The 19,923-nt window shown below is 66.4% G+C and carries 11 protein-coding genes and 1 pseudogene; 5 read left to right on the forward strand and 7 right to left on the reverse strand.

Annotated features, from left to right (window positions below; translation table 11 throughout):
* Positions 1-269: 269 nt before the first annotated feature.
* Positions 270-1,450, reverse strand: a protein-coding gene (locus tag SLUN_RS01125; protein ID WP_108146753.1) for an IS3 family transposase whose coding sequence is annotated in 2 segments (ribosomal slippage) — positions 270-1,186 and positions 1,186-1,450 — 1,182 coding nt in all. Because the reading frame shifts where the segments join, the coding sequence is not laid out codon by codon here.
* Positions 1,451-1,923: 473 nt separating this feature from the next.
* Here SLUN_RS01125 and SLUN_RS01130 point away from each other — a divergent pair.
* The 4 genes and pseudogenes from SLUN_RS01130 to SLUN_RS40665 form a co-directional block, all read left to right on the forward strand.
* Positions 1,924-4,374, forward strand: a complete 2,451-nt coding sequence (locus SLUN_RS01130) for a DUF2339 domain-containing protein (protein ID WP_159100120.1) — start codon at positions 1,924-1,926, stop codon at positions 4,372-4,374.
* Positions 4,371-5,624, forward strand: coding sequence for a CHAT domain-containing protein (locus tag SLUN_RS01135; protein ID WP_108146755.1), 1,254 nt, complete (start codon positions 4,371-4,373; stop codon positions 5,622-5,624). The genes SLUN_RS01130 and SLUN_RS01135 overlap by 4 nt, the downstream gene beginning before the upstream one ends.
* Complete coding sequence (locus SLUN_RS01140) at positions 5,608-5,979, forward strand: Pepco domain-containing protein (protein WP_159100121.1); 372 nt, start codon at positions 5,608-5,610, stop codon at positions 5,977-5,979. Before SLUN_RS01135 ends, SLUN_RS01140 begins: the two co-directional genes overlap by 17 nt.
* A gap of 97 nt (positions 5,980-6,076) precedes the next feature.
* A pseudogene (locus SLUN_RS40665) lies at positions 6,077-7,203 on the forward strand (IS3 family transposase); the annotation flags it as partial.
* Between the two features lie 226 nt (positions 7,204-7,429).
* On the opposite strand, the gene SLUN_RS01160 reads toward SLUN_RS40665, so the two are convergent.
* The 3 genes from SLUN_RS01160 to SLUN_RS01170 form a co-directional block, all read right to left on the reverse strand.
* Positions 7,430-8,689, reverse strand: coding sequence for an MFS transporter (locus SLUN_RS01160; protein WP_108146758.1), 1,260 nt, complete (start codon positions 8,687-8,689; stop codon positions 7,430-7,432).
* A 263-nt stretch (positions 8,690-8,952) separates the two neighbouring features.
* Entirely contained in the window at positions 8,953-9,168 is a 216-nt protein-coding gene (locus SLUN_RS01165; protein ID WP_108146759.1) for a hypothetical protein, read from the reverse strand.
* 115 nt (positions 9,169-9,283) lie between these two features.
* Positions 9,284-9,646, reverse strand: a complete 363-nt coding sequence (locus SLUN_RS01170; protein ID WP_108146760.1) for a hypothetical protein — start codon at positions 9,644-9,646, stop codon at positions 9,284-9,286.
* A gap of 186 nt (positions 9,647-9,832) precedes the next feature.
* Between SLUN_RS01170 and SLUN_RS01175 the strand changes: the two genes are divergently transcribed.
* Complete coding sequence (locus SLUN_RS01175; protein ID WP_108146761.1) at positions 9,833-10,837, forward strand: helix-turn-helix transcriptional regulator; 1,005 nt, start codon at positions 9,833-9,835, stop codon at positions 10,835-10,837.
* Positions 10,838-10,943: 106 nt separating this feature from the next.
* Here the strand turns inward: SLUN_RS01175 and SLUN_RS01180 are convergent, their stop codons facing one another.
* The 3 genes from SLUN_RS01180 to SLUN_RS01190 all read right to left on the reverse strand — a co-directional run bounded on the left by SLUN_RS01180 (position 10,944) and on the right by SLUN_RS01190 (position 19,921).
* Entirely contained in the window at positions 10,944-11,648 is a 705-nt protein-coding gene (locus SLUN_RS01180) for a 4'-phosphopantetheinyl transferase family protein (protein ID WP_108146762.1), read from the reverse strand.
* Between the two features lie 69 nt (positions 11,649-11,717).
* On the reverse strand, positions 11,718-12,665 hold the full coding sequence (locus SLUN_RS01185) for a threonine ammonia-lyase (RefSeq protein ID WP_108146763.1): 948 nt from the start codon (positions 12,663-12,665) through the stop codon (positions 11,718-11,720).
* Complete coding sequence (locus SLUN_RS01190) at positions 12,662-19,921, reverse strand: non-ribosomal peptide synthetase (protein WP_108146764.1); 7,260 nt, start codon at positions 19,919-19,921, stop codon at positions 12,662-12,664. The genes SLUN_RS01185 and SLUN_RS01190 overlap by 4 nt, the downstream gene beginning before the upstream one ends.
* Positions 19,922-19,923: the final 2 nt, after the last annotated feature.

The raw sequence follows: 19,923 nt of genomic DNA on the forward strand, positions 1-19,923 counted from the left end.
AGCTGGCCGCCCAGCGTAGCCAGGCACCAGGTGGGTTGAGGGATGACGCGACTCTGTTGCCGAATTCGTAGTGTCAGGTGGTCCGGGTCCGGGATGATCTCTCTCACGGTCGTTCTCCCGTCACCGGCCGTGGGTGGTGGTGTGGGTGTCCATGCGTCCGGAAGGTCTTCCGCCGGTGCCCGAGTGGACCGCGGTCATAGCCCATAGGGCGTTCCCGAAGGGGAGTTGAGGGGCCTCGCGTTTTCCGGACAGGTGTCTGACCGTCTATTTCACGCGGCGATTCGCAACTTCTCGTATTCGGCGTGGACTTCGCGTGGAGGGCGGTAGCCCACCGCCGAGTGGAGGCGTTTGCGATTGTACCAGAATTCGATGTAGCGAGTGATGTCCTGCCGGGCGGCCTCGCGGGTCAGGTAAGTCACCCTTGATACACGCTCGTTCTTCAGGGAGCCGAAGAATGATTCGGCCATGGCGTTGTCGAAACAGATCCCGGTGCGGCCGGAAGATCTGCGGAGCCCGAACCGGTCGAGCGTCTTCCCGAATTCGGCTGACATGTAGTTGCTTCCGCGGTCGGAGTGAAATATCGCGCCGGCCGAGAGGTTCCTGTTCCGTGCCGCGTTGCGGATCGCCCTGGATATCAGTGGGGTTTGGTAGTGGTCGTCCATCGCGTAACCGATGACTTCCTTCGTGCAGCAGTCGATGACCGTTGCGAGGTACAGCCAGCCTTCCCCGGTCGCGATGTAGGTAATGTCGCCAACGAGTTTTTCGCCGGGTGTGTCAGCGGTGAAGTTGCGGCCGACGAGGTCCGGCACCTGGCCGACTGTGGCCTGGGTGAGGCTGAACCTCTTCGGCCGCGGCTGGCAGGGCTCAAGGCCCAGCTCGCGCATGAGCCGGCGGACCAGTTCCAGGCCGGTGGTGATGTCCCAGCGGTCCAGCTGTGCCTGGATGCGCCGGTGGCCGTAGGTGCCGTCGGACATGTCGAAGGCTTTCTCGATGAGCAGTTTCAGTTCGTCGCGCCGTTGGGCCGTCGCGGATTCCGGGCGGGATCGCCAGTCGTAGTAGCCGGATCTGGATACGCCGAGTCGGCCGCACATGAACTCGACGCTGTATGCGTACTCCTCGGTGTCGAGCCGCATCTCGTCGATGAACTCGTACTTGCTTGCTACCGGGGATCCTTCGCGAAGTACGCTGCGGCTTTTTTCAGGAAGGTAACTTCCATCTCCAGCTCGCGGTTGCGTCGTTCGAGTTCCTTCATACGCGCCCGCTCGTTCACCGTCAGTTCCGCGTCGGGAGCCGGTTCCTGCTGCTTCTGGTGCTTCTTGACCCAGCCGCGTAGCGTCTCCGGGTTCAGCTCAAGCTCCCGGGCGACTTCGGAGATCGTCTTGCTTGACCTCAACGCGATCTGGACGGCTTCCTCGCGGAACTCCGGCGAGTACTTGCTGAGTGGCGCCACTTCTTCCTCGTTTCCTGTTCAGGACAACCCTATTGGGTCCCTGTCCGGAAACTTCGTGGCCCCTCAAGTTTGCCGATGCGGGCATGGGCAAGGGCATGGGCAAGGGCAAGGGTCCTGCACATCAGCTGCGTGTGAGACGCGGGTCGGGGGATCCCCACGCGTTGCTCGTGTGGCCGTCGGGGCGCAGAGTTGTAGTTGGGTCTAAGCGCCGGTTGGCGTCAGTTGATCGCCTGCCGCAGAGTCGCCGACGGCTCATGTGCCACTGTCGCCATGGTTAATCTGTCCGCCCGGCCCGTGGAATGGGAGACGGGCGACCCCTGATTGGGGTTGGGATGACCTCAGAATCGAAGTTGCGACACGCCGCTTTCGCTCTCGCGCTCCTTGTGGTTACTGCGGTCCTTGGCCTGGTAGCGGTTCAGCTCCTTGTGCGGAGTCTGCCGGACGGCAGTATCGGTCTCCTCGCCCTCGGACTGATGGCCGCCGCCACAGGGGCCGCGGCCAGCGGATATGCGGTGTTGCACGTCGGGCTGGCGCTGACCGCCCCACGCACTTCGGGCCTTCGGAAGGGCGTGATCTTCGAAGTGCTGGCAGGGTTCTCGGAGGTCGGCCTCGTCTGGCTCGCAGTCGTCTTCGCCGTCGACGGCCGACCAGGGCCGGCGTGGCTCGCGGGCGGTGTGGCGCTTGTGGTCCTGGTGTTCTGGACAGGCCTGGTCATCCGGGACAGCAGGATGGAAGATCACGAGCTAGCCGTCGTTGTGGTCGGCGTCGCTCTCTCGGGCGCAGCCTTTGGCTGGCTGTTTGTCCGCCTGGCGGCAGATGACCAGCCACTGGTCGCGGGGCTCATTGCCGGGCCAGCCACCCTCGGCCTGATCACGCTCACCTACCGCTTGTGCGGTGCGGACGACCTGGACGGCTGGCCCGGCTGGGGGCTGACCTTGCTCTTCACGGCAGGCCTGGGCGCGGCCGCGGCCAAGCTCGCAGTCGACGGTCATTCCGTCGCCGCAGGGCTTGTCGGAGGGCTCTGGCTGATCGGGATACTCGTCGGCCTGTGGATGCTGGATTCCTGGCCCGACCTGACCTGGTCCCGAGGCCTGCGCAGGAGCGGTCCGGAACCCATCGGACCTCCTCCCGGAGGCATGGTCCCGCTGTGGGCGCGCGCCGCTGGCCTGGTCGTTCCGCTGGGCTCTGTCGTGTGGGCGGTGCTCGACAGCGCCGGACGTCCAGGCACCGGGTTTGCCGATGTGCTGGTCGGCGTGGCCGAACTGGCGATCGCGGTCGCGGTGTTGTTGATGCTTCAAGGGCTGGTTCTCGGCTGGCTGCGCCCGGGGTGTGTGCCGCGCCTTGTGGAGGCGGCTGCTCATTACGTGCGGCGGAGGGAGCCGGCACGGCACGCCCCGTACCGTGACAGCGAGTGGTCGGAGCGGGAGCGGTACTTGCGGGAGCACGAGCGGTACTTGCGCGAGCGCGAGCTGGACGCGCAGTCACCGCACGACGGGGAGCGGGAGGCCCTGCACCGGGAGCGGGCACGGTTCGAACAAGAGCGGTCGTGGCGCGACCAGGAACAGATCAGGGTGGAGTTCGACCGCTATCGCCCTGCGGCACGGGCTACCGGAATTCTCAGTCGTCTGGTCCGTCCGTTCTCGCCCGCCGCTGGCAATGAGGCCGCTGTCGAGGCTGCGCTCACCACTGGCCTGGTCGTCGACAGGGTGTGGCCGCGGATCGAACTGGTCGCCTCGCTCGAGGTGAAGCGTGAGGCGCACCGTAGGAGCCGGGATGTCGCGCTGCTGCGCGTCACGGCCGCCAGTGCCGTCTGCACCGGGTTGAGTTGGGTGTTCGCGGCTGGTGTCGTCGCCCGGTCTCAACCCGGCGGCGGTGGCTTGGCGATGCTGTTCATCGGCCCGTTCCTGATCGCCCTGGCCGCGCTGGCACTGGGTCGGCGGCGGATCGTGGAGGCCTACGAGCACCGCGTGAGCGCCGTGGAGGTGTACCGCTTCGATCTGGCCGAAGCGGTGCGGCTGCCCCCGCCGGGCAGCAATGCCGAGCTGATCACGCTCAGCGACGTACTGGAGGGACATGGGGGATACGACCGGCCGCTCGTCTGGTCCGGCGCCGCAGAGACCGCTGCTGCCGTCGAGGTGTCCGCCGTCAGCCGCGAGAGCCTGGTGTCCGAGGTATCCGAGCGGGTGCTTCGGGAGGTCTGCGAGGTGCTGCGGGACGAGCACGAGGCCTTGGCCCAGCGCCTCACTCCCGGGCGCCTCGGCAAGAAGGATCTGGGCAGGCTCGCACAGGAGGTCGCTCAGCACACCTCGAAGTCGGTCGGTGAGCGTCTCGGGCGCCAGGTGGCTGACCTGCAGGAGAGCTCGGTCCAGGAGCTGCGGCAGGCGCTGCGCGAGGGGATCGAGGAATCCGTCATCGGGCCGCCGTTGGCGAACTTCACCGGTTATTTCGCACTCCAGCTCGACACCGGTCACGGACACGCGGCGGACGGGGCGGCGGACACCCGGCCGACTGGCGGGGCGGCTTATGGCACGGCCGTCGTCGCGTCTCCTGGGCAGCGCTTCGGCCTGGTCCTCTTCGTGGTACGTGACCCCCGTGCGCGGGGTGCGGCTTCCACCCAGCAGACTGCCCCCGACCGGCAGTTCTTCGCCCTTGAACCAGTGCATGTCGAAGGGGGCAGAGATGTGCCGACCGTCGACTTCGAAGCCATGGTGGACAGTCCGACGCTCACTCCCAGTCCACAGCGACAGACCCTGCGGACCCAGAAGGAGGCACAGACGGTCTTTCGCTTCCAGATGCCGGACGAAGAGGGCCGTCACGAGGTGTGGTTCCAGCTCTATCAGAGCGGCCGGCTCCTCCAGGTGATCGCCGTGTCCATCGCGGTCAGGGCCGCCGCCCCAGCCGACATCGGGGAGGTCTCCGGATGACCGGAAGCCTGGACGCTGACGTCACCGTGCGTGTGCACCGTGCCGAGAGCACACATATCGTCTTCCATGCCCGCAACGGCACGCCGACCCTCACGATGGCCCTGGCCCAACAGGGGGTCATGGACGAAGCGCGGCGCCAGCTCGACGCAGGCCTGCTGGAGCTCAAGGACGTGCTACCAGATCTGGAGGTGGACGATCGGGACGTTCCCGAGGTCTTCGACGTCCTGCACCGGATCGGCACAGGGCTTGGCTTCCTCCTGTTTGGCCTTCAGGGCGACGTCATCCAGGGGCTCGAGACCTTCTGGAACAGGGCGCTGCCCTACGGCCGCAACCCGGACCTGCCTCCACCGCTCGTGGAGTGCATCGGCGACAAGGACACCTTCCTCCCCCTCGAACTACTTCCGCTCTTCCAGGGGTATCCGAACAAACCCCGAAATCGTGCGGAATTCATCGTCGAATGCCGCAACCTGGTCGGCTTCTCCTGCATGGTCAAGCGCTCGATGCTGCTGTCCGCTCCGATCCCCTCGGGCCTGTGCCTGGAAGCCACGCCGGGCGGGCGGCTGCCCCTGCGTTTTCTTCAGCATGATCAGCTTGAGGGCGCCCGGAAGGAGCTCGGCTGGTTCACCTCCGCGGCAGCGCACCGGGTGGAAGTCGACGGGCCGTACCCCTACGGCGACACTGCGGCGGCCACTCTGGCGGAGCAGATCTTCGATCCTCGACGCTCGCTTGCCGGTGAGCTCCGGAACATCCCCGACCAGATTCTGCACTTCGCCTGCCACTGCTACGCGACTCTCAACAGCCCCCTCGACAACGCGATCGAGCTGAGCGGCGGTGGCCAGGAGCTACGGGTGAAGCTCCGCGCTATCGGGGAAGACCTGTATGGGCTGAGGTCCCGCCCCGGCCAGGACAGCTGTGAGATGCCGCTCGTGGTCATGAACGCCTGTGGTGCGGCACGCATGCACGCGACCAGTGCCCTCTCGTTTCCCTATCTCTTCCTGATGAACGGAAACCGCGGCTTCATCGGCAGCGAGATCGAAGTGCCGGACGCGCTGGCAGCGGAATTCTCCAAGGCCCTGTACGAACGGTTTCTGCTACGCCGACTGCCGCTCGGTCGGTCGGTGTTCGAAGCCCGTAGCAGCCTGTTGCACACATACGGGAATCCGCTCGGCATCGCGTACGCCGCCTATGTAGACCCACAACTTCATGTCTGTCCCGAGCTGACGGAGGAAGTTCATGTCTCAACAAATTGACGAGCCAAACCCTGGCGAGCCGCAGGCCGATGTAGCGAAGAGCCCCGACGTCGTACGGGTGCTTGGGCTGGAGGACAGCGACGATCGCTCCTGGTTGAAGCGTCCCCAGGAATGGCGTGTCGGCCGGGCCGAGATTCCCGTCGACGTCTTCCAGCATCGGGTCACCGGGTTCCTTGATTCGATGCGTTCGATCATTGCCGGACTCTCGGTGAACTGCGGCGAGTTTCAGCTCAATGAGGTCACGATCAGCGCCGAGGTCAGTGCGAAGGGGCAGATCTCCCTGCTGGGGTCCGGTGGGGAGCTGGCGGGGTCGTCGAGCCTGACCTTCACGTTCACGCGCGGGATCCCCGGGTAGCCGAGTGCCTCAGAGCTGTCCCGTGGAAGATGAGGCGACCCCCGTGGTGTGGACACCTGACAATGGATCTTCTTGGTCCTGGAAGGTGTAGATCTACGTGGCAAGGCCCTCGAAGTACAGTGCGGAGTTCCGGTCCGACGCGATCGCGTTGTGGCGGGCCTCGGCGGGCAGGCGGACGTTCAAGGACGTCGCGGCCGATCTGAACGTCAATCCCGAGACGCTCCGCACCTGGGTGCGCGATGCCGATGGTTCCGCGACCGGCAGTGGCCCCGAACTGGACGGCACGCAGGGCGAGTTGGCCCGGCTTCGTGCGGAGAACGCGCGTCTGGCCAAGGCGGAGAAGGAATGGCAGCTGGAGCGGGAGATCCTGCGCCGGGCAGCGGCGTATTTCGCCCGGGAGATGAAGTGAAGACCGCCGCTTGGGACTTCATCTCCGCCCACGCCGAGGACTTCGGCATCAAGCGGATATGCCGGGTGCTGGAAGTCTCCCGCTCGGGCTACTACCGGTGGATCGCCGGCGCGGACGCGCGGGCCGCCCGCCAGGCCGACGAGGACGCCCTGGTCGAGGAGATCCGCGAGATCCACACCGAACACCGCGGGAACTACGGCGCGTTGCGCATCCACGCGGAACTGCGGGGCTTCGGCCACACGGTCAACCGCAAGCGCGTCGCGCGGCTGATGCGCAAGCACGCCATCGTCGGCCGCCACCTGCGGCGGAAGAAGCGGACCACGATCCCGGACCGGCTCGCACCACCGGCACCGGACCTGGTGAGGCGCAACTTCACCGCCGACAGCCTGGACGAGAAATGGTGCGGCGACATTACATACGTGCAGGTCGGAGCCTCATGGCTCTATCTCGCCTGCGTCGTCGACATCTGTTCACGCCGGGTGATCGGCTGGTCCATGGCCAGCCATATGCGCACCGAGCTGGTCACAGACGCCCTGCGGGCCGCGGTCGCCACCCGGGGCGGGAACGTGACCGGGGTGATCTTCCATGCGGATCGCGGATCGCAATACACCTCGGCCGCGTTCGCGCAGGTCAGCGACGAGTACGGCATCCGCAGAAGCATGGGCAGAGTCGGCTCGAGCTACGACAACGCCCTGGCCGAAAGCCTCTGGCAGGGACTGAAGCGAGAAACGATGCACAAGAAGCTGTTCGTGACCATGAGTCAGGCGAGGCTGGAGATATTCGAGTGGCTCACAGGGCGTCGCCCCCGTCGCCGCCGACAAGGTCGAGTATCCGCAACGGCCCACCATCCAGGCGGTCGAGATGACGGGCCAGGTTCGCCTCGGCGATCGCGTAGCGCAGAAGGCCCCAGGGGGCTTCCTGCCATTCCTGCCAGGCGGTCATTGCGGTGTTGAACTTCTCGGGTGCTTCAGGCATCTGGTGACGATAGTCGGAACGCCCCGAACTCCTACATTCGTACGGGGGTTCCGGGAAAGGGTTACCTCAGGCGAGTTCGGCTTTGCGAATCGTTGGAGAGGCGATGCACACGATCATGCCGATAGCACTCAGAATGCCGCCGGCGGCAAAGGCTGTGGCGACGCCGCCGAAGCTGACGAGAGCGCCGAAGGCCGGGTAGGTCAGGGGTGCGAGCCCGAGGGCGGTCAGACTGGTCACAGCTGTGACCCGCCCCAAGTAAGCGTGATCTGTGGCCGCCTGGATCAGGGCCTGTGCCAGGCCGCCGGCGATGCCGCCCGCCAATCCGGCCAGCGCCGCGAGGGCCACCGTGAAGCCCAGCGCCGGAGCGGCAGGAAAAGCGGCCACACAGGCAGAGGTCACCAGTGTGGTCGAGATGAGGAAGTAGCCGGCCTTCGGTAGGCGCCCCAGGACGGTGAGCAGGAGAGCACTGGCTGCTGCCCCAATGCCGAAACCGGCGACGATCCAACCCATCCCGCCAGCTCCCCAGTTGCGTTCTGTGGTGAGGAAGACGAGACCGATGTTGAGAGGGCCAGCGAATCCCAGCTCGCTCAGGGCTGCTGCGAGGACCAGAGGGCCGATCAGCTTGTGACGGCGGATGAAGACGAGGCCCTCGACCAAGTCATGTCGGGCGCTGGTCCCACGGGGCGCGTCCTCGGCGTCTCCTGTGCCCTGGAGGGGCTTCATGTGGACGGTGAGGAGCAGCAGGAGGGATATCCCGAACAGGGAACTGGCGAGCGCGAACGCTGCTTCCGGCCCGCTGATGCCCATGGCGAAGCCCGCGAGCGGCGGGCCCATGGTGTTGCCGCCGCGGACGGCGAGTGCACGCATGCCCTGGATGCGGACCAGCTGGTCCGGCGTGGAAATCCGGGGCGGGAGTGCTCCGACGGCAGGCATGAACAGAGCGTCTACCGCACCGAAAATGAGGGCCACGGTGATCAGCAGCCAAACGTGGCCAGGTGTGAGTGCGATCGCCGCCGCTGCGGCAGCGATGACAAGGAAGCGCACTGTGTCGCTACCGATAACGACTCGACGTGGTCCAAGACGATCGGCGATCACTCCACCGCCGAGCATGAGCAAGGCTCTCGGGACGGCTCCCGACGCCACGATCAACCCGACTTCGGCGGGGCCGGCGATCTGGTTGGCCGCCCAGCCCAGAGCCATGAAGTAGATGCTGTCACCGAGGACGGAGAGGGTGTAGGCGGCAAGCCAACGCAGAACCGTGCCGTCTTTGTGCGCAGGCTTGGCCGCAGACCTTTCCGTCTGCAGCGCACTGGTGACATCCGCCATCGCAGGTCCTCTTCTCCTTGGGCGTAGGGAACTCAGGCAAGTAGAGGGTGGCATGACATCCGCGGGCGTATTGGGGGTGCCTCGGGCGGAGCCATCGCTTAAATCCGCGTGGCATCGACGGTCCGGGCTGCGATGCAGGGCCGCGAGGCGGCGTAAGCGGCGACTGGGAGTCGTTCACGCCAGCGCCTGGGACCGCCATGAAATCTACGGGTGTGATTACACGATCTTCGGTGTTCCGGGAGCATACTGGCTGCTGAGGGGTACTAGTCCCAGCCAGTGGTGTCCTTCGTGGGGGTGGGAGTGGGGGTCGGCGCGGAAGCGGTTTCGGGCACATCGGTGGTGGTTGTGGTGGTGCTGGCCACGGCTGCCATGGTGCTGCTGTGCTGCGTGGAAGCGGCGGCGATACCGAAGGCCGGGAGGGCGACGAGCGCAAGGATCGCGCCAAACTTCGGAGCGAGGCGCAGGCGGGGCTGAGACATGGCAGAGCTCTCCTAAGGAAGCGGCTGGTGGGGTTGTCTGCGTCGTTAACCCGAGTGGCGCTCTGGGCTGTTCCTCGCTGACATTCACAAGTCTCGCCGCCGCCGGTTCTGCCGACTAGCCCTCGCGGCTGACCTCATCCGGCCTTCGCATATTCCGTCCACCCGTCTGCGCCTCGTCGAGCATCCGATCGAACAGGTCGGGGACCATAGCGGCCGAGTAGCTAGTGATGCGGGCGTGTTGCAGCGCGGGTTCGTGACTCAATGCCCTGTGTGCCACGGTGTACGAGATCGCTTCAGCCTCGATCAAGGAGGCGGCGGTGACGAAGAACCCCACCGTCAGCTCCCCCTCGTCACCAGGGTGGATGCTGATGTGGTCGACCTTCTGCTCCGGTCCGGCATGGGAGAGGAAGGCTCGTCTGAGCCACTCGGGCGAGCCGAGCCCCCCAGGGAACTGAATTCGCACGTGAATCAGGCGCATGCCTCCACTCTGACGGAGGACCGGAATGGGCAACAGTGGGCAATACGGGACCGTTTATGCCAATGCAGAAACCGGCCATGTGCGTGCGCGGACCGTCCGGAGTTCGGACCTTTTCACCAACGCCTGTCCGCTGACCGATCAGCGCATGCTTGGATACAACTTGATCACCGGCTGGGGGAGGCCCGAATGTTGGAAGCTCTGGGACTGGATGAGGCCTGCGAGACCGTTTACCGCGCGGTACTTGCACACCCGCAAGCTGAGCTTGAGTTACTGCGCGAGAGACTCGGCTTGCCGGACGCCGAGCTGCGTTTGGCGTTGGACAAACTGAGCGAAATGGCTCTGGTCCGGCCATCTGTCGACCAACCTGACTGTTTTCGGGCTGTGGACCCCGAGGTGGGCATCCAGGCCGTCATCGCCCGTCAGCAGGAGCGTCTGGCGGTCGAGCAGCAGCGGATCGAGCAGATTCGCCTGGCGGCTGCACAATTGGCTGCCGATTTCACAGTGGCCCGACCTCCTAAACAGATCGACGGCATCGAGCGCCTCGATGGCATCGAGGAGATCCGGGAGCGGATCGGTCGACTGGTTCATGATGTGCGAACGGAGGTCATGACACTCGCGCCTGGTGGAGCACAGAGTGCAGCGAGCATGGAAGCGGCCAAGCCTCAGGACCAGGCACTGCTGGAGCGCGGTGTGCGGATGCGGACCCTGTATCTCGACAGCGTCCGCAACAGCCAGGCGACTGTGGCATACGCGAACTGGCTGGCGGAGCTGAACGGCGAGGTCCGCACCACTGCGTCACTACCGATTCGACTGATGATCCTCGACCGGCGGGTGGCGATCGTCCCGACCGACGAAGACGACAGTCGCGCCGGCGCCTTGGTGCTCAGCGCGAGTGGGACCGTCACTGCCCTGTGCGCGCTCTTCGACACCATCTGGGAACCTGCCATGCCCATGGGGGCGGCGGGCTCACGCGAGCGGGAGGATGACCGCGGCCTCTCCCCCCAGGAGGCGGAAACCCTCCGGCTCCTGGGCCAAGGCTTCACCGATGACGCGGTCGCCAAGCGACTCGGCGTCTCGCCCCGCACTGCCCGCCGTATCGCTGCGGACCTGATGGAGAAGCTTGGGGCACGAAGCCGATTTCAGGCAGGCACGAGGGCCGTGGCCAAAGGCTGGCTGACCGGCGAGGAGTGAGAGCCTCTTCACCGACTCGGGCCGCGCTTGGACGACAGCCGGCCGGAGTTCCTGGCGGGACGGGCCTCTTGCGAATCCCTTCCCTGCCAGGAGCTCTTGCGCTTGCTCAGGCGGGCTCTTTGATCGCGAGTGCGGCAGCCAGCCCTGCAGGTGCCGCGACGTCGTAGAAACGCCAGTTCGGGACTTCCGCATCCTCCCCGACGTAGTCGTGTGAGGCGCCCAAGGCCAGTCCGGTACCGAGCCCTTTGAGGTACGCCTCCTTCCGCGCCCATATGCGCGCGAAAGCGGCTGCGCGTTTGTCGGGTGATGCCATCTCGAGCGCGGCCCGTTCCAAGGGATGCAGGGTGGTGGCGAGCTCGTCGGCGACTTCAATTGCCGGGGCGAGCTCCAGGTCAGCGCCGACGGATGTGCGGGCCAGGGCGATCAAGCAGTATCCGGCACGCCTGGAGAGGGAGAACTGCAGGGAACTGCCCGCAACGACAGGCCTACCGTGTCCACCGTCGCACACAGGGCAGTCGGCCTGGGTAAGCCGTACGTCCTGTGGCGCACGGCCGAGGTGGGCTCCCAGGATGCGGCGCAGGGCGACGTGAGAGGCCGTGTAGTGGGCTCGGTCCAGGGGCGAGCGGAAGGTCGTGGCCTTGGCTCGCTCCTTCGCGTCCAACAAGGACAGGGGGTCCGGCTCCGCGGTGCCGATAGTGAGGTTCACGAGCCACACGCGCGGTTCGGCAGTCGGCTGGACCAGCTCGGCGAGGTGGTCTTCTCGGTAGGTGCGAGGCGTGAGCACTTCACGGCTCAGGCATGTGGCGGTCATTGCACTCCTTGCAACGCAAGCATGTCAGGGGCAGAGGTAGGGCCGGCCATGGCTCTCCTGTGTTAGGAGTTAGACGCTGGCCAGAGCGTGCTGGCGGGCCCCGTGCAAGAGCAGTTCATCGAACCGTGCGGGAGAGATGTTGCCGCCTGTCAGCACGACGACGACGTCCCGTGTGTGATGAGCCTTGAGAGCAGCAGCGACCGCTGCCGCGGAGCTGGGTTCAGCCACGATGCCGTAGAGGCGGAGAAGGGACATGGCCTCGATGGTCTCGTTGTCGTCCACCGCCGTGAGGCGGTCGACCCCGCCGGCGATGATCGGCAGAGTGATTCGGCCCGGGGCCTGCCCACGCAGCCCATCGGCGATGGTCGTGGACGGCGGGACGGATACGGGCCTTCCGGCGGCCACGGACAGGGCGTATCGCTGAGCCGACTCGGGTTCCACGCCGATGACGGAGGGTGCATCGTGCCAAGCTGTCCTGGCCAGACACATCCCGGCGAGTAGTCCGCCTCCGCCGACGGGAACGTAGATGGCTTCGATCTTCGAGGTCTGGTCGGCGATTTCGAGCCCCGTGGTGCCCTGGCCAGCGATGACGTCGAAGTGGTCGGAAGAAGGAATCAGCGTCGCGTTCTGCTCGGCGGCGACGAGCTCGGCCAGGCGGTTCCTCTCCGCTACGCCTCCCTCCACGAAGCAGACGTGGGCACCCATCGAGCGGATCCGCTCGACCTTCTCCGGCGCCGACTGCGAGGTCATGACGACCGTGGCCGGGACCTTGGTGGCACGCGCCAGCATCGCTACGGCCTTGCCGTGGTTTCCGGAGGAGGCTGTGACCACTCTGGACGGAGCTGCGACCGCGAAAGCGTTGGTGACACCCCGCAGTTTGAAGGATCCGGACTTCTGCAGGTCTTCCCGCTTGAGCAGGACGCGGGTGCCGGGTATGCGCCAGATCGGTGTCCGGCGGACCACGGGGACGATGCGCTGTCGGGCAGCCTGGACGTCTTGGAAGGTCGGAATGTTCATGCCTGCCACCTCGCGTTCTGCATCGAGCCGCTGATGATCGTCTGGGCGAGGACCTGGACGGCTTCGGGGGCCGTCAGCATGTCCAGGTGTGTCCCTGGTGTTTCCGCCTGCCGCAAGCCGACGGGATAGAGGTTGCTCCAGTGGGCGGTGTACTCCTCGTACGTGCCGTCGCTCGCGTTCGAGCCATGACCGCTGAGGAGCACCTCGTCGCTGATGACGAGGGTGCAGGCCGCCGAGGAGGCCGACGGCTCGTAGGCCGCCACCGACTCCAGGAGGCCGCCGAGCGTGGCGTAGGGCAGCCATTCGTCCAGGCTGGCGGACTCGTCCGGTACCTCAAGGTTGCCGGCAAGGTTACGCAGGGCCATCTCGGTCCGCTCACGCTCGGCACCCGTCTCCTGCCGGCCCTTCTCCCACAAGGCAACGGCGTGCCGATAGTCCGCGACGTAGCCCATCAGCCGCTGCCGGACGCGCGGTTCGACGACCGGCGGCTCAACGAGATAGACGTGCTCCGTCTCTTCGGGTGCCTGACGGGCCATCTCGTGTGCGATGACGGCGCCCAGCGACCAACCGAGAAGGTGGTAGGGGCCCTGCGGCTGGACTGCTCTGATCTCCTCCCAGTAGCGCGCGGCCAGCGCCTCAACACCGACGACGGGCTCCTCGTCCGGCTCCATACCGGGCGCCTGGATGCCGTACGTCCGGTACGTGCCTGCCAGTTGTCCGGCCAACGTCGCGAACCAGTGCGCGCTTCCCCCGCTGGGGTGGATGCAGAACAGATACCGCCCAGCACCCTCGGGGCCGGCCTGCTCGTCTCGGCTGCCGGGCTTCTGGGTGGCCAGTTCAAAGGCGAGGGACCGCGAGATCGTGCCTGACTGGGAGAGCAGTGCGGCCGCCTCCGCCACGGTGGGATGTTGCATAACCGCCCTTACCGACAGCGCGTACCCGGCGTCCTGCAGACGCGTCGCCAGCCGCACGGCGCGCAGCGAATGCCCTCCCAGCTGGAAGAAGTCGTCATGGACGCCGATCCGGTCGAGGCCGAGGACCTCGCTCCAGACGTCGGCGATGATGCGCTCGGTCTCGGTGCGCGGGGCGACGTACTCGCCGTCCATGTCAGGGCGGCCCTCCGGTTCTGGAAGTGCCTTCCGGTCGATCTTGCCGTTGGGCGTGGAGGGGAGAGTGTCGAGGAAGACGAACCAGTTGGGGATCATGTAGTTGGGCAAGCTGGTGCGCAGTCGGGCCCGCAGGTCGGCGACGGTCAGTTCGCGGCCGGCGGCCGGAACGCAGTAGCCGACCAGACGCTTGTCGCCGGGGGTGTCCTCACGGACGATCACGGTGGCCGCGGCGACGTCCTCGTGGGTGGAGAGGGCGGCCTCGATCTCGCCGAGTTCGATCCGCAGACCGCGGAGCTTGACCTGCTGGTCGATACGGCCCAGGAACTCCAGGTTCCCCTCGGGCAGCCAGCGCACAAGGTCACCGGTGCGGTACACGCGGGCGTCCGGGTTGTCGGAGAACGGGTGCGGTACGAAGCGCTCCTCGGTCAGCTCGGGCCGGTTCCAGTAGCCGCGGGCCACGCCCTCACCACCGATCCACAGCTCCCCCGGCACACCCATCGGAGCCAGACCACCGAACCGATCCATCACGAACACCTCGGTATTCGCGATCGGCGACCCGATCAAGACGCGGTCACGGCTGTGTGTGTACTCGTAGAGCGTGCTGCATACGGTGTCCTCGCTCGGGCCGTAGGCGTTGATGAACACCCGTCCTGGGGACCAGGTGGCGAGGGTGTCCGGAGGGCACGCCTCTCCGGCGACCACGATGGTCCGTACGCCTTCAAGTGCCTCGGTGGAGACGCTGGAGAGCAGGGACGGGGACATCGTGATCGCGGTGACGGCGTGGCGGGCCACGGTCGTCTCCAAGGGCTTGCCCGGGAAGAGGTTCTCGCGCGGGGCGAGGACGAGGGTCGCGCCGGCGCCCCAGGTGGTGAACACCTCGTACATGGAGGCGTCGAAGCTCGGCGACGCGAACTGCAGCACCCGGCTGTCGGAGTCCAGGCGAAGGTCCCGGGGCAGGTGTTCCGCCATGCTGACCGCGCCCTGGTGTTGGATCATGACGCCCTTGGGGGTGCCGGTGGATCCGGAGGTGTAGATGATGTAGGCGAGGTTGTCGGGGCCGGACTGGGGCGTCGGGTTGGTGTCGGGCTGGGTGGCGACCGTCTCCCAGTCGGTGTCGATCAGCAGCTGGGCTGCGGTCTCGGGGAGCCGGTCGGCCAGGTGGGCCTTGGTGATGACAAGGGGAGCCCGGGTGTCATTGAGCATGAACTCCAGGCGCGACGCCGGGTAGTCCGGGTCCAGCGGCACATACGCGGCACCCGCCTTCATGACACCCAGCAGAGCCACGATCATGTCGGGACCACGGTCCACACACACCGTGACCAGATCCTCGACACCGATACCGCGGCCCATCAGGTGATGCGCCAGCTGATTCGCCCGAGCATTCAGCTCCGCATAGGTGAGCTCGGTGTCCTCGCAGAGGATCGCGATCGCGTCCGGAGTCCGGGCGGTCTGCTGCTCGAACAGCTCGTGGACGGTGATGGCGTCCTGATAGGGGACGGCGGTGCCGTTGAAGTCCACCAGCAGCTGCTCCTGCTCCCGTCCGGTCAGCATGTCGAGCTCGCCCACAGGTCGGGCCGGATCCGCTACGGCCGCGTTGAGGAGCTGAACGTAATGGCTGGCTAGGCGCTGCACCGTGGCCCGGTCAAACAGCTCGGGCGAGAACAGGATCCGGCCCTCGACGGAACCGGAGGCTTCATCAGCGTCGAGAAGGCAGACGAGATCGAAGTTCGGTGTCTCCCCTCGGACTTCGATGGTGTCGAGGGTGAGGCCCGGCAGGGTCCAGTTACCGTCGGGAACGTTCTGCAGAGCAAACATGACCTGGAACAGAGCGTTGCGGGACAGGTCCCGCTCGGGGGCGAGGTCTTCGACGATCCGCTCGAAGGGTAGATCCTGATGGGCGTACGCGCCCAGCGCGGTCTCCCGTACCTGACCCAGCAGCGCCTCGAACGACGGGTTCGATGCCAGGTCGGAACGCATGACCAGGGTGTTCACGAAGAACCCGACCAGGTCTTCGACCTCGGCCCGGTTACGGCCCGCGATCGGCGTACCGACCGCGATGTCGTCCTGACGCGACCACCGCGACAGCACCGCCTGGAAGCCGGCCAGACCCGCCATGAACAGCGAGGCTCCTTGAGCCGACGCAATCTTCTGCAGGCCCAGAGCTACATCCGCGTCAAGGGTGAAGGTGACCGCGTCACCGGCACCGGAACGAGCCAGCGGCCTCGGCCGGTCCGTGGGCAGCTCCAGCGGCTCCACACCAGCAAGATTCTGGCGCCAGTAGCCCAGCTGACGCTCCTCCCTCTCCGGAGTCAGCCACCCGTGCTGCCAAAACGCGAAGTCACCGTACTGAATCCCCAGTTCACCGAGGACTGCCGGGCGGCTCTCAACAGCTGCGGTGTAGAACTCACGCAGCTCATCAGTGAGTACGGACACCGACCAGCCGTCCGCCACGATGTGGTGGATCGCCACCATCAGCAGATGATGCCCATCGGCGAGCTGGACGAGTGTGGCCCGCAGCAGGCGGCCGCTGGTCAGGTCGAAGGGCCGGCATGCATTGGCGTCGAGCGTGGCGCGGGCCAGGGTCTCGCGTTCGGTCTGGTCAGCGATGTGACGCAGGTCGATCAGCTCACTCCGCACCTGCCAAGGTTCATCGATGGCCTGGACCGGCTCACCGTCAGCGCCCGTGACGAACCGGGTCCGCAGCACCTCATGCCGAGCCACCAGACCCGAGAACGCCGCCTCCAGCGCGGCCACGTCCAGGACGCCCTTCACCTCGAACCCGAACGGGATCACATACTCCGCACTCCCAGGCTCCAACTGATCCAAGAACCACAGGCGCCGCTGAGCAAACGACAGCGGCACCACGGCCACGCCTGCGGGACGCGGACCGATCGCGGTCTCCTGCTGCGCTCCCGACACCGGGTCGGCGGCCAAGGCTGCCACAGTCCGCGCTTCGAAGAGCTGCCGGACGGTGGCGGTCGTACCGAGCGCCTTGTTGATGCGCGAGATGAGTCGGGTTGCCAGGAGCGAGTGCCCGCCCAGCTGGAAGAAGTCGTCGTGGATACCCACCTGGTCGATGCCGAGTACGTCACTCCAGATGTCGGCGATGACCCGCTCGTTCTCGGTACGGGGGGCGGTGTAGTTCCTGTCGGCTGCCTGGCGGGCGCCGTCGGGCTCCGGGAGCGCGCGGCGGTCCACCTTGCCGTTCGGAGTGAAGGGGAGGCCGGCGAGGAAGACGAACCAGTTGGGGATCATGTAGTCGGGCAGGCTCTCCCGCAGCCGGGTTCGCAGGTCGGCGATGCTCAGTTCGCTGCCTGCGGCCGGGACGCAGTAGCCGACCAGGCGCTTGTCGCCGGGGGTGTCCTCACGGACGACCACGGTGACATTGGCTATGTCTTCGTGGGCGGCGAGGGCTGCTTCTATCTCGCCGAGTTCGATCCGCAGACCGCGGAGCTTGACCTGCTGGTCGACGCGGCCGAGGAACTCGATGTTTCCGTCCGGCAGCCAGCGCACAAGGTCGCCCGTCCGGTACGCCTTCTCACCCGAATCACTGGAGAAGGGGTAGGAGACGAAGCGCTCCGCAGTCAGTTCGGGGCGGTTCCAGTAACCGTGAGCCACGCCGGGCCCGCCGATCCACAGCTCGCCGGGAACGCCCACTGGTGCCAGGCCGCCGAACCGGTCCATCACGAAGGCCTCGGTGTTCGCGATCGGCTTGCCGATCGGCATCGAGGTGATCTGCGGCCCGTCAGGGTCCACGAGGTAGCAGGTGGCGAACACCGTGGTCTCGGTGGGACCGTACCCGTTGACCAGATTCTCCGGCGCGAACGGCCCGGCCATCAGGTTGTCGGCGACCGAACGCTCCACGGCGTCACCGCCGTACAGCACGGTCTTCATCCCGGCCAGCAGGTCCGGGCACTCCGACACGTGCTGGTTGAACAGCGGAGCCGTCAGCCACATCGTCGAGATGGACTGCGACCGAATCTCGCTGCGCAGACGCTCCGGGTCGAGGACGGTCTCCTTTTGGAGAATCGCCAGCGCCGCACCAGCAGTCAGTGCACCCCAGCATTCCAGGGTGAAGGCATCGAAGGCGAAGTTGGCCGATTGGGCGACGACGTCGGTGGCGGTGATGTCGGCGAACCAGTTGTTGTCGATCAGGCGGCAGATCGCCTGATGCTGCACCATCACACCCTTGGGGGTGCCGGTGGAACCGGAGGTGTAGATGATGTACGCCAGATCCTGCGGTCCGGACTGGGGCGCCGGATTGGTGCCGGGCTGCGTCGCGACCGTTGCCCAGTCGGCGTCGATCAGCAGCTGGGCTGCGGTCTCGGGGAGCCGGTCGGCCAGGTGGGCCTGGGTGATGACAAGGGGGGCCCGGGTGTCGTTGAGCATGAACTCCAGGCGCGCCGCCGGGTAGTCCGGGTCCAGCGGCACATACGCGGCACCGGCCTTCATGACTCCGAGGAGGGCCACGATCATGTCCGGTCCACGGTCCACACACACCGTGACCAGATCCTCGGCCTTGATGCCTCGGTCGATCAGATGATGCGCCAGCTGATTCGCCCGAGCATTCAGCTCGCCGTAGCTGATCTGGGTGCCTTCACAGGTGAGGGCGACAGTGTCCGGGGTGCGGTCAGTCTGCTGCTCGAACAGCTCATGGACAGTGACGGCGTCGTGGTAGGGGACGGTGGTGTCGTTGAAGCCGACCAGCAGCTGTTCCCGCTCCTGCACGCTGAGGAGGTCGAGCTCACCGACCGGTCGGGCCGGGTCGGCGATGGCCGCACCCAGGAGGTTGGCGTAGTGGCCGGCCAGACGCTGCACCGTGGTCCGGTCGAAGAGCTCAGTGGAGTAGACGATCTCGGCTTCGAGGGAACCGTCGGACTGCTCGGTCAGGAACAGGGTCAGATCGAACTTCGAAGCGTGGGTGGCAACCTCGATCGTGTCGAGGGTGAGGCCCGGCAGGGTCCAGTTACCGTCGGGGACGTTCTGCAGAGCAAACATGACCTGGAACAGAGCGTTGCGGGACAGGTCCCGCTCGGGGGCGAGGTCTTCGACGATCCGCTCGAAGGGCAGATCCTGATGCGCATAGGCACCCAGCGCGGTCTCCCGCGCCTGACCCAGCAGCGCCTCGAACGACGGGTTCGACGACAGGTCGGAACGCATGACCAGGGTGTTCACGAAGAACCCGACCAGGTCTTCGACCTCGGCCCGGTTACGGCCCGCGATCGGCGTACCGACCGCGATGTCATCCTGACGCGACCACCGCGACAGCACCGCCTGGAAACCAGCAAGACCCGCCATGAACAGCGAGGCTCCTTGAGCCGACGCAATCTTCTGCAGGCCCTGAGCAACATCCGCGTCAAGGGTGAAGGTGACCGCGTCGCCGGCACCGGAACGAACCAGCGGCCTCGGCCGGTCCGTGGGCAGCTCCAGCGGCTCCACACCAGCAAGATTCTGGCGCCAGTAGCCCAGCTGACGCTCCTCCCTCTCCGGAGTCAGCCACCCGTGCTGCCAAAGCGCGAAGTCACCGTACTGAATCGGCAGCTCACCAAGGACTGCCGGGCGGCTCTCAACAGCCGCGGTGTAGAACTCACGCAGTTCGTCCGTGAGTACGGACACCGACCAGCCGTCCGCCACGATGTGGTGGATGGTGAGCAGCAGCAGGTGATGCTCATCAGCAAGGCGGACGGCCGTGGCCCGCAGTAGGCGGCCACTGGTCAGGTCGAAGGCCTTGCCCGCCTTCACATCGAGCACTGCACGCGCGGCGGCTTCGCGCTCCGCCGGGTCCGACGCACCGGCCAGATTCATGACCTCTACGGCTACCTGCCACGGCCCGTCGACGATCTGGACCGGCTCGCCGTCAGCGCCCGTGACGAACCGGGTCCGCAGCACCTCGTGCCGGGCCACCAGACCCGACAACGCCGCCTCCAGCGCGGCCAGGTCCAGAGCACCCTTCACCTCGAACCCGAACGGGATCACATACTCCGCACTCCCAGGCTCCAACTGATCCAGGAACCACAACCGCTGCTGGGCAAACGAGAGAGGCTTGCCGTTCGGGGACCCGACGCGCTTGATGCGGTCGTCCACCGTGCGCTTGTTCATCCGGGCGAGAAGGCGCGACTCAAGGCTGCTGCCTGCGGCGTTACTCATCG

Source organism: Streptomyces lunaelactis (assembly GCF_003054555.1).
GTDB lineage: Bacteria > Actinomycetota > Actinomycetes > Streptomycetales > Streptomycetaceae > Streptomyces > Streptomyces lunaelactis.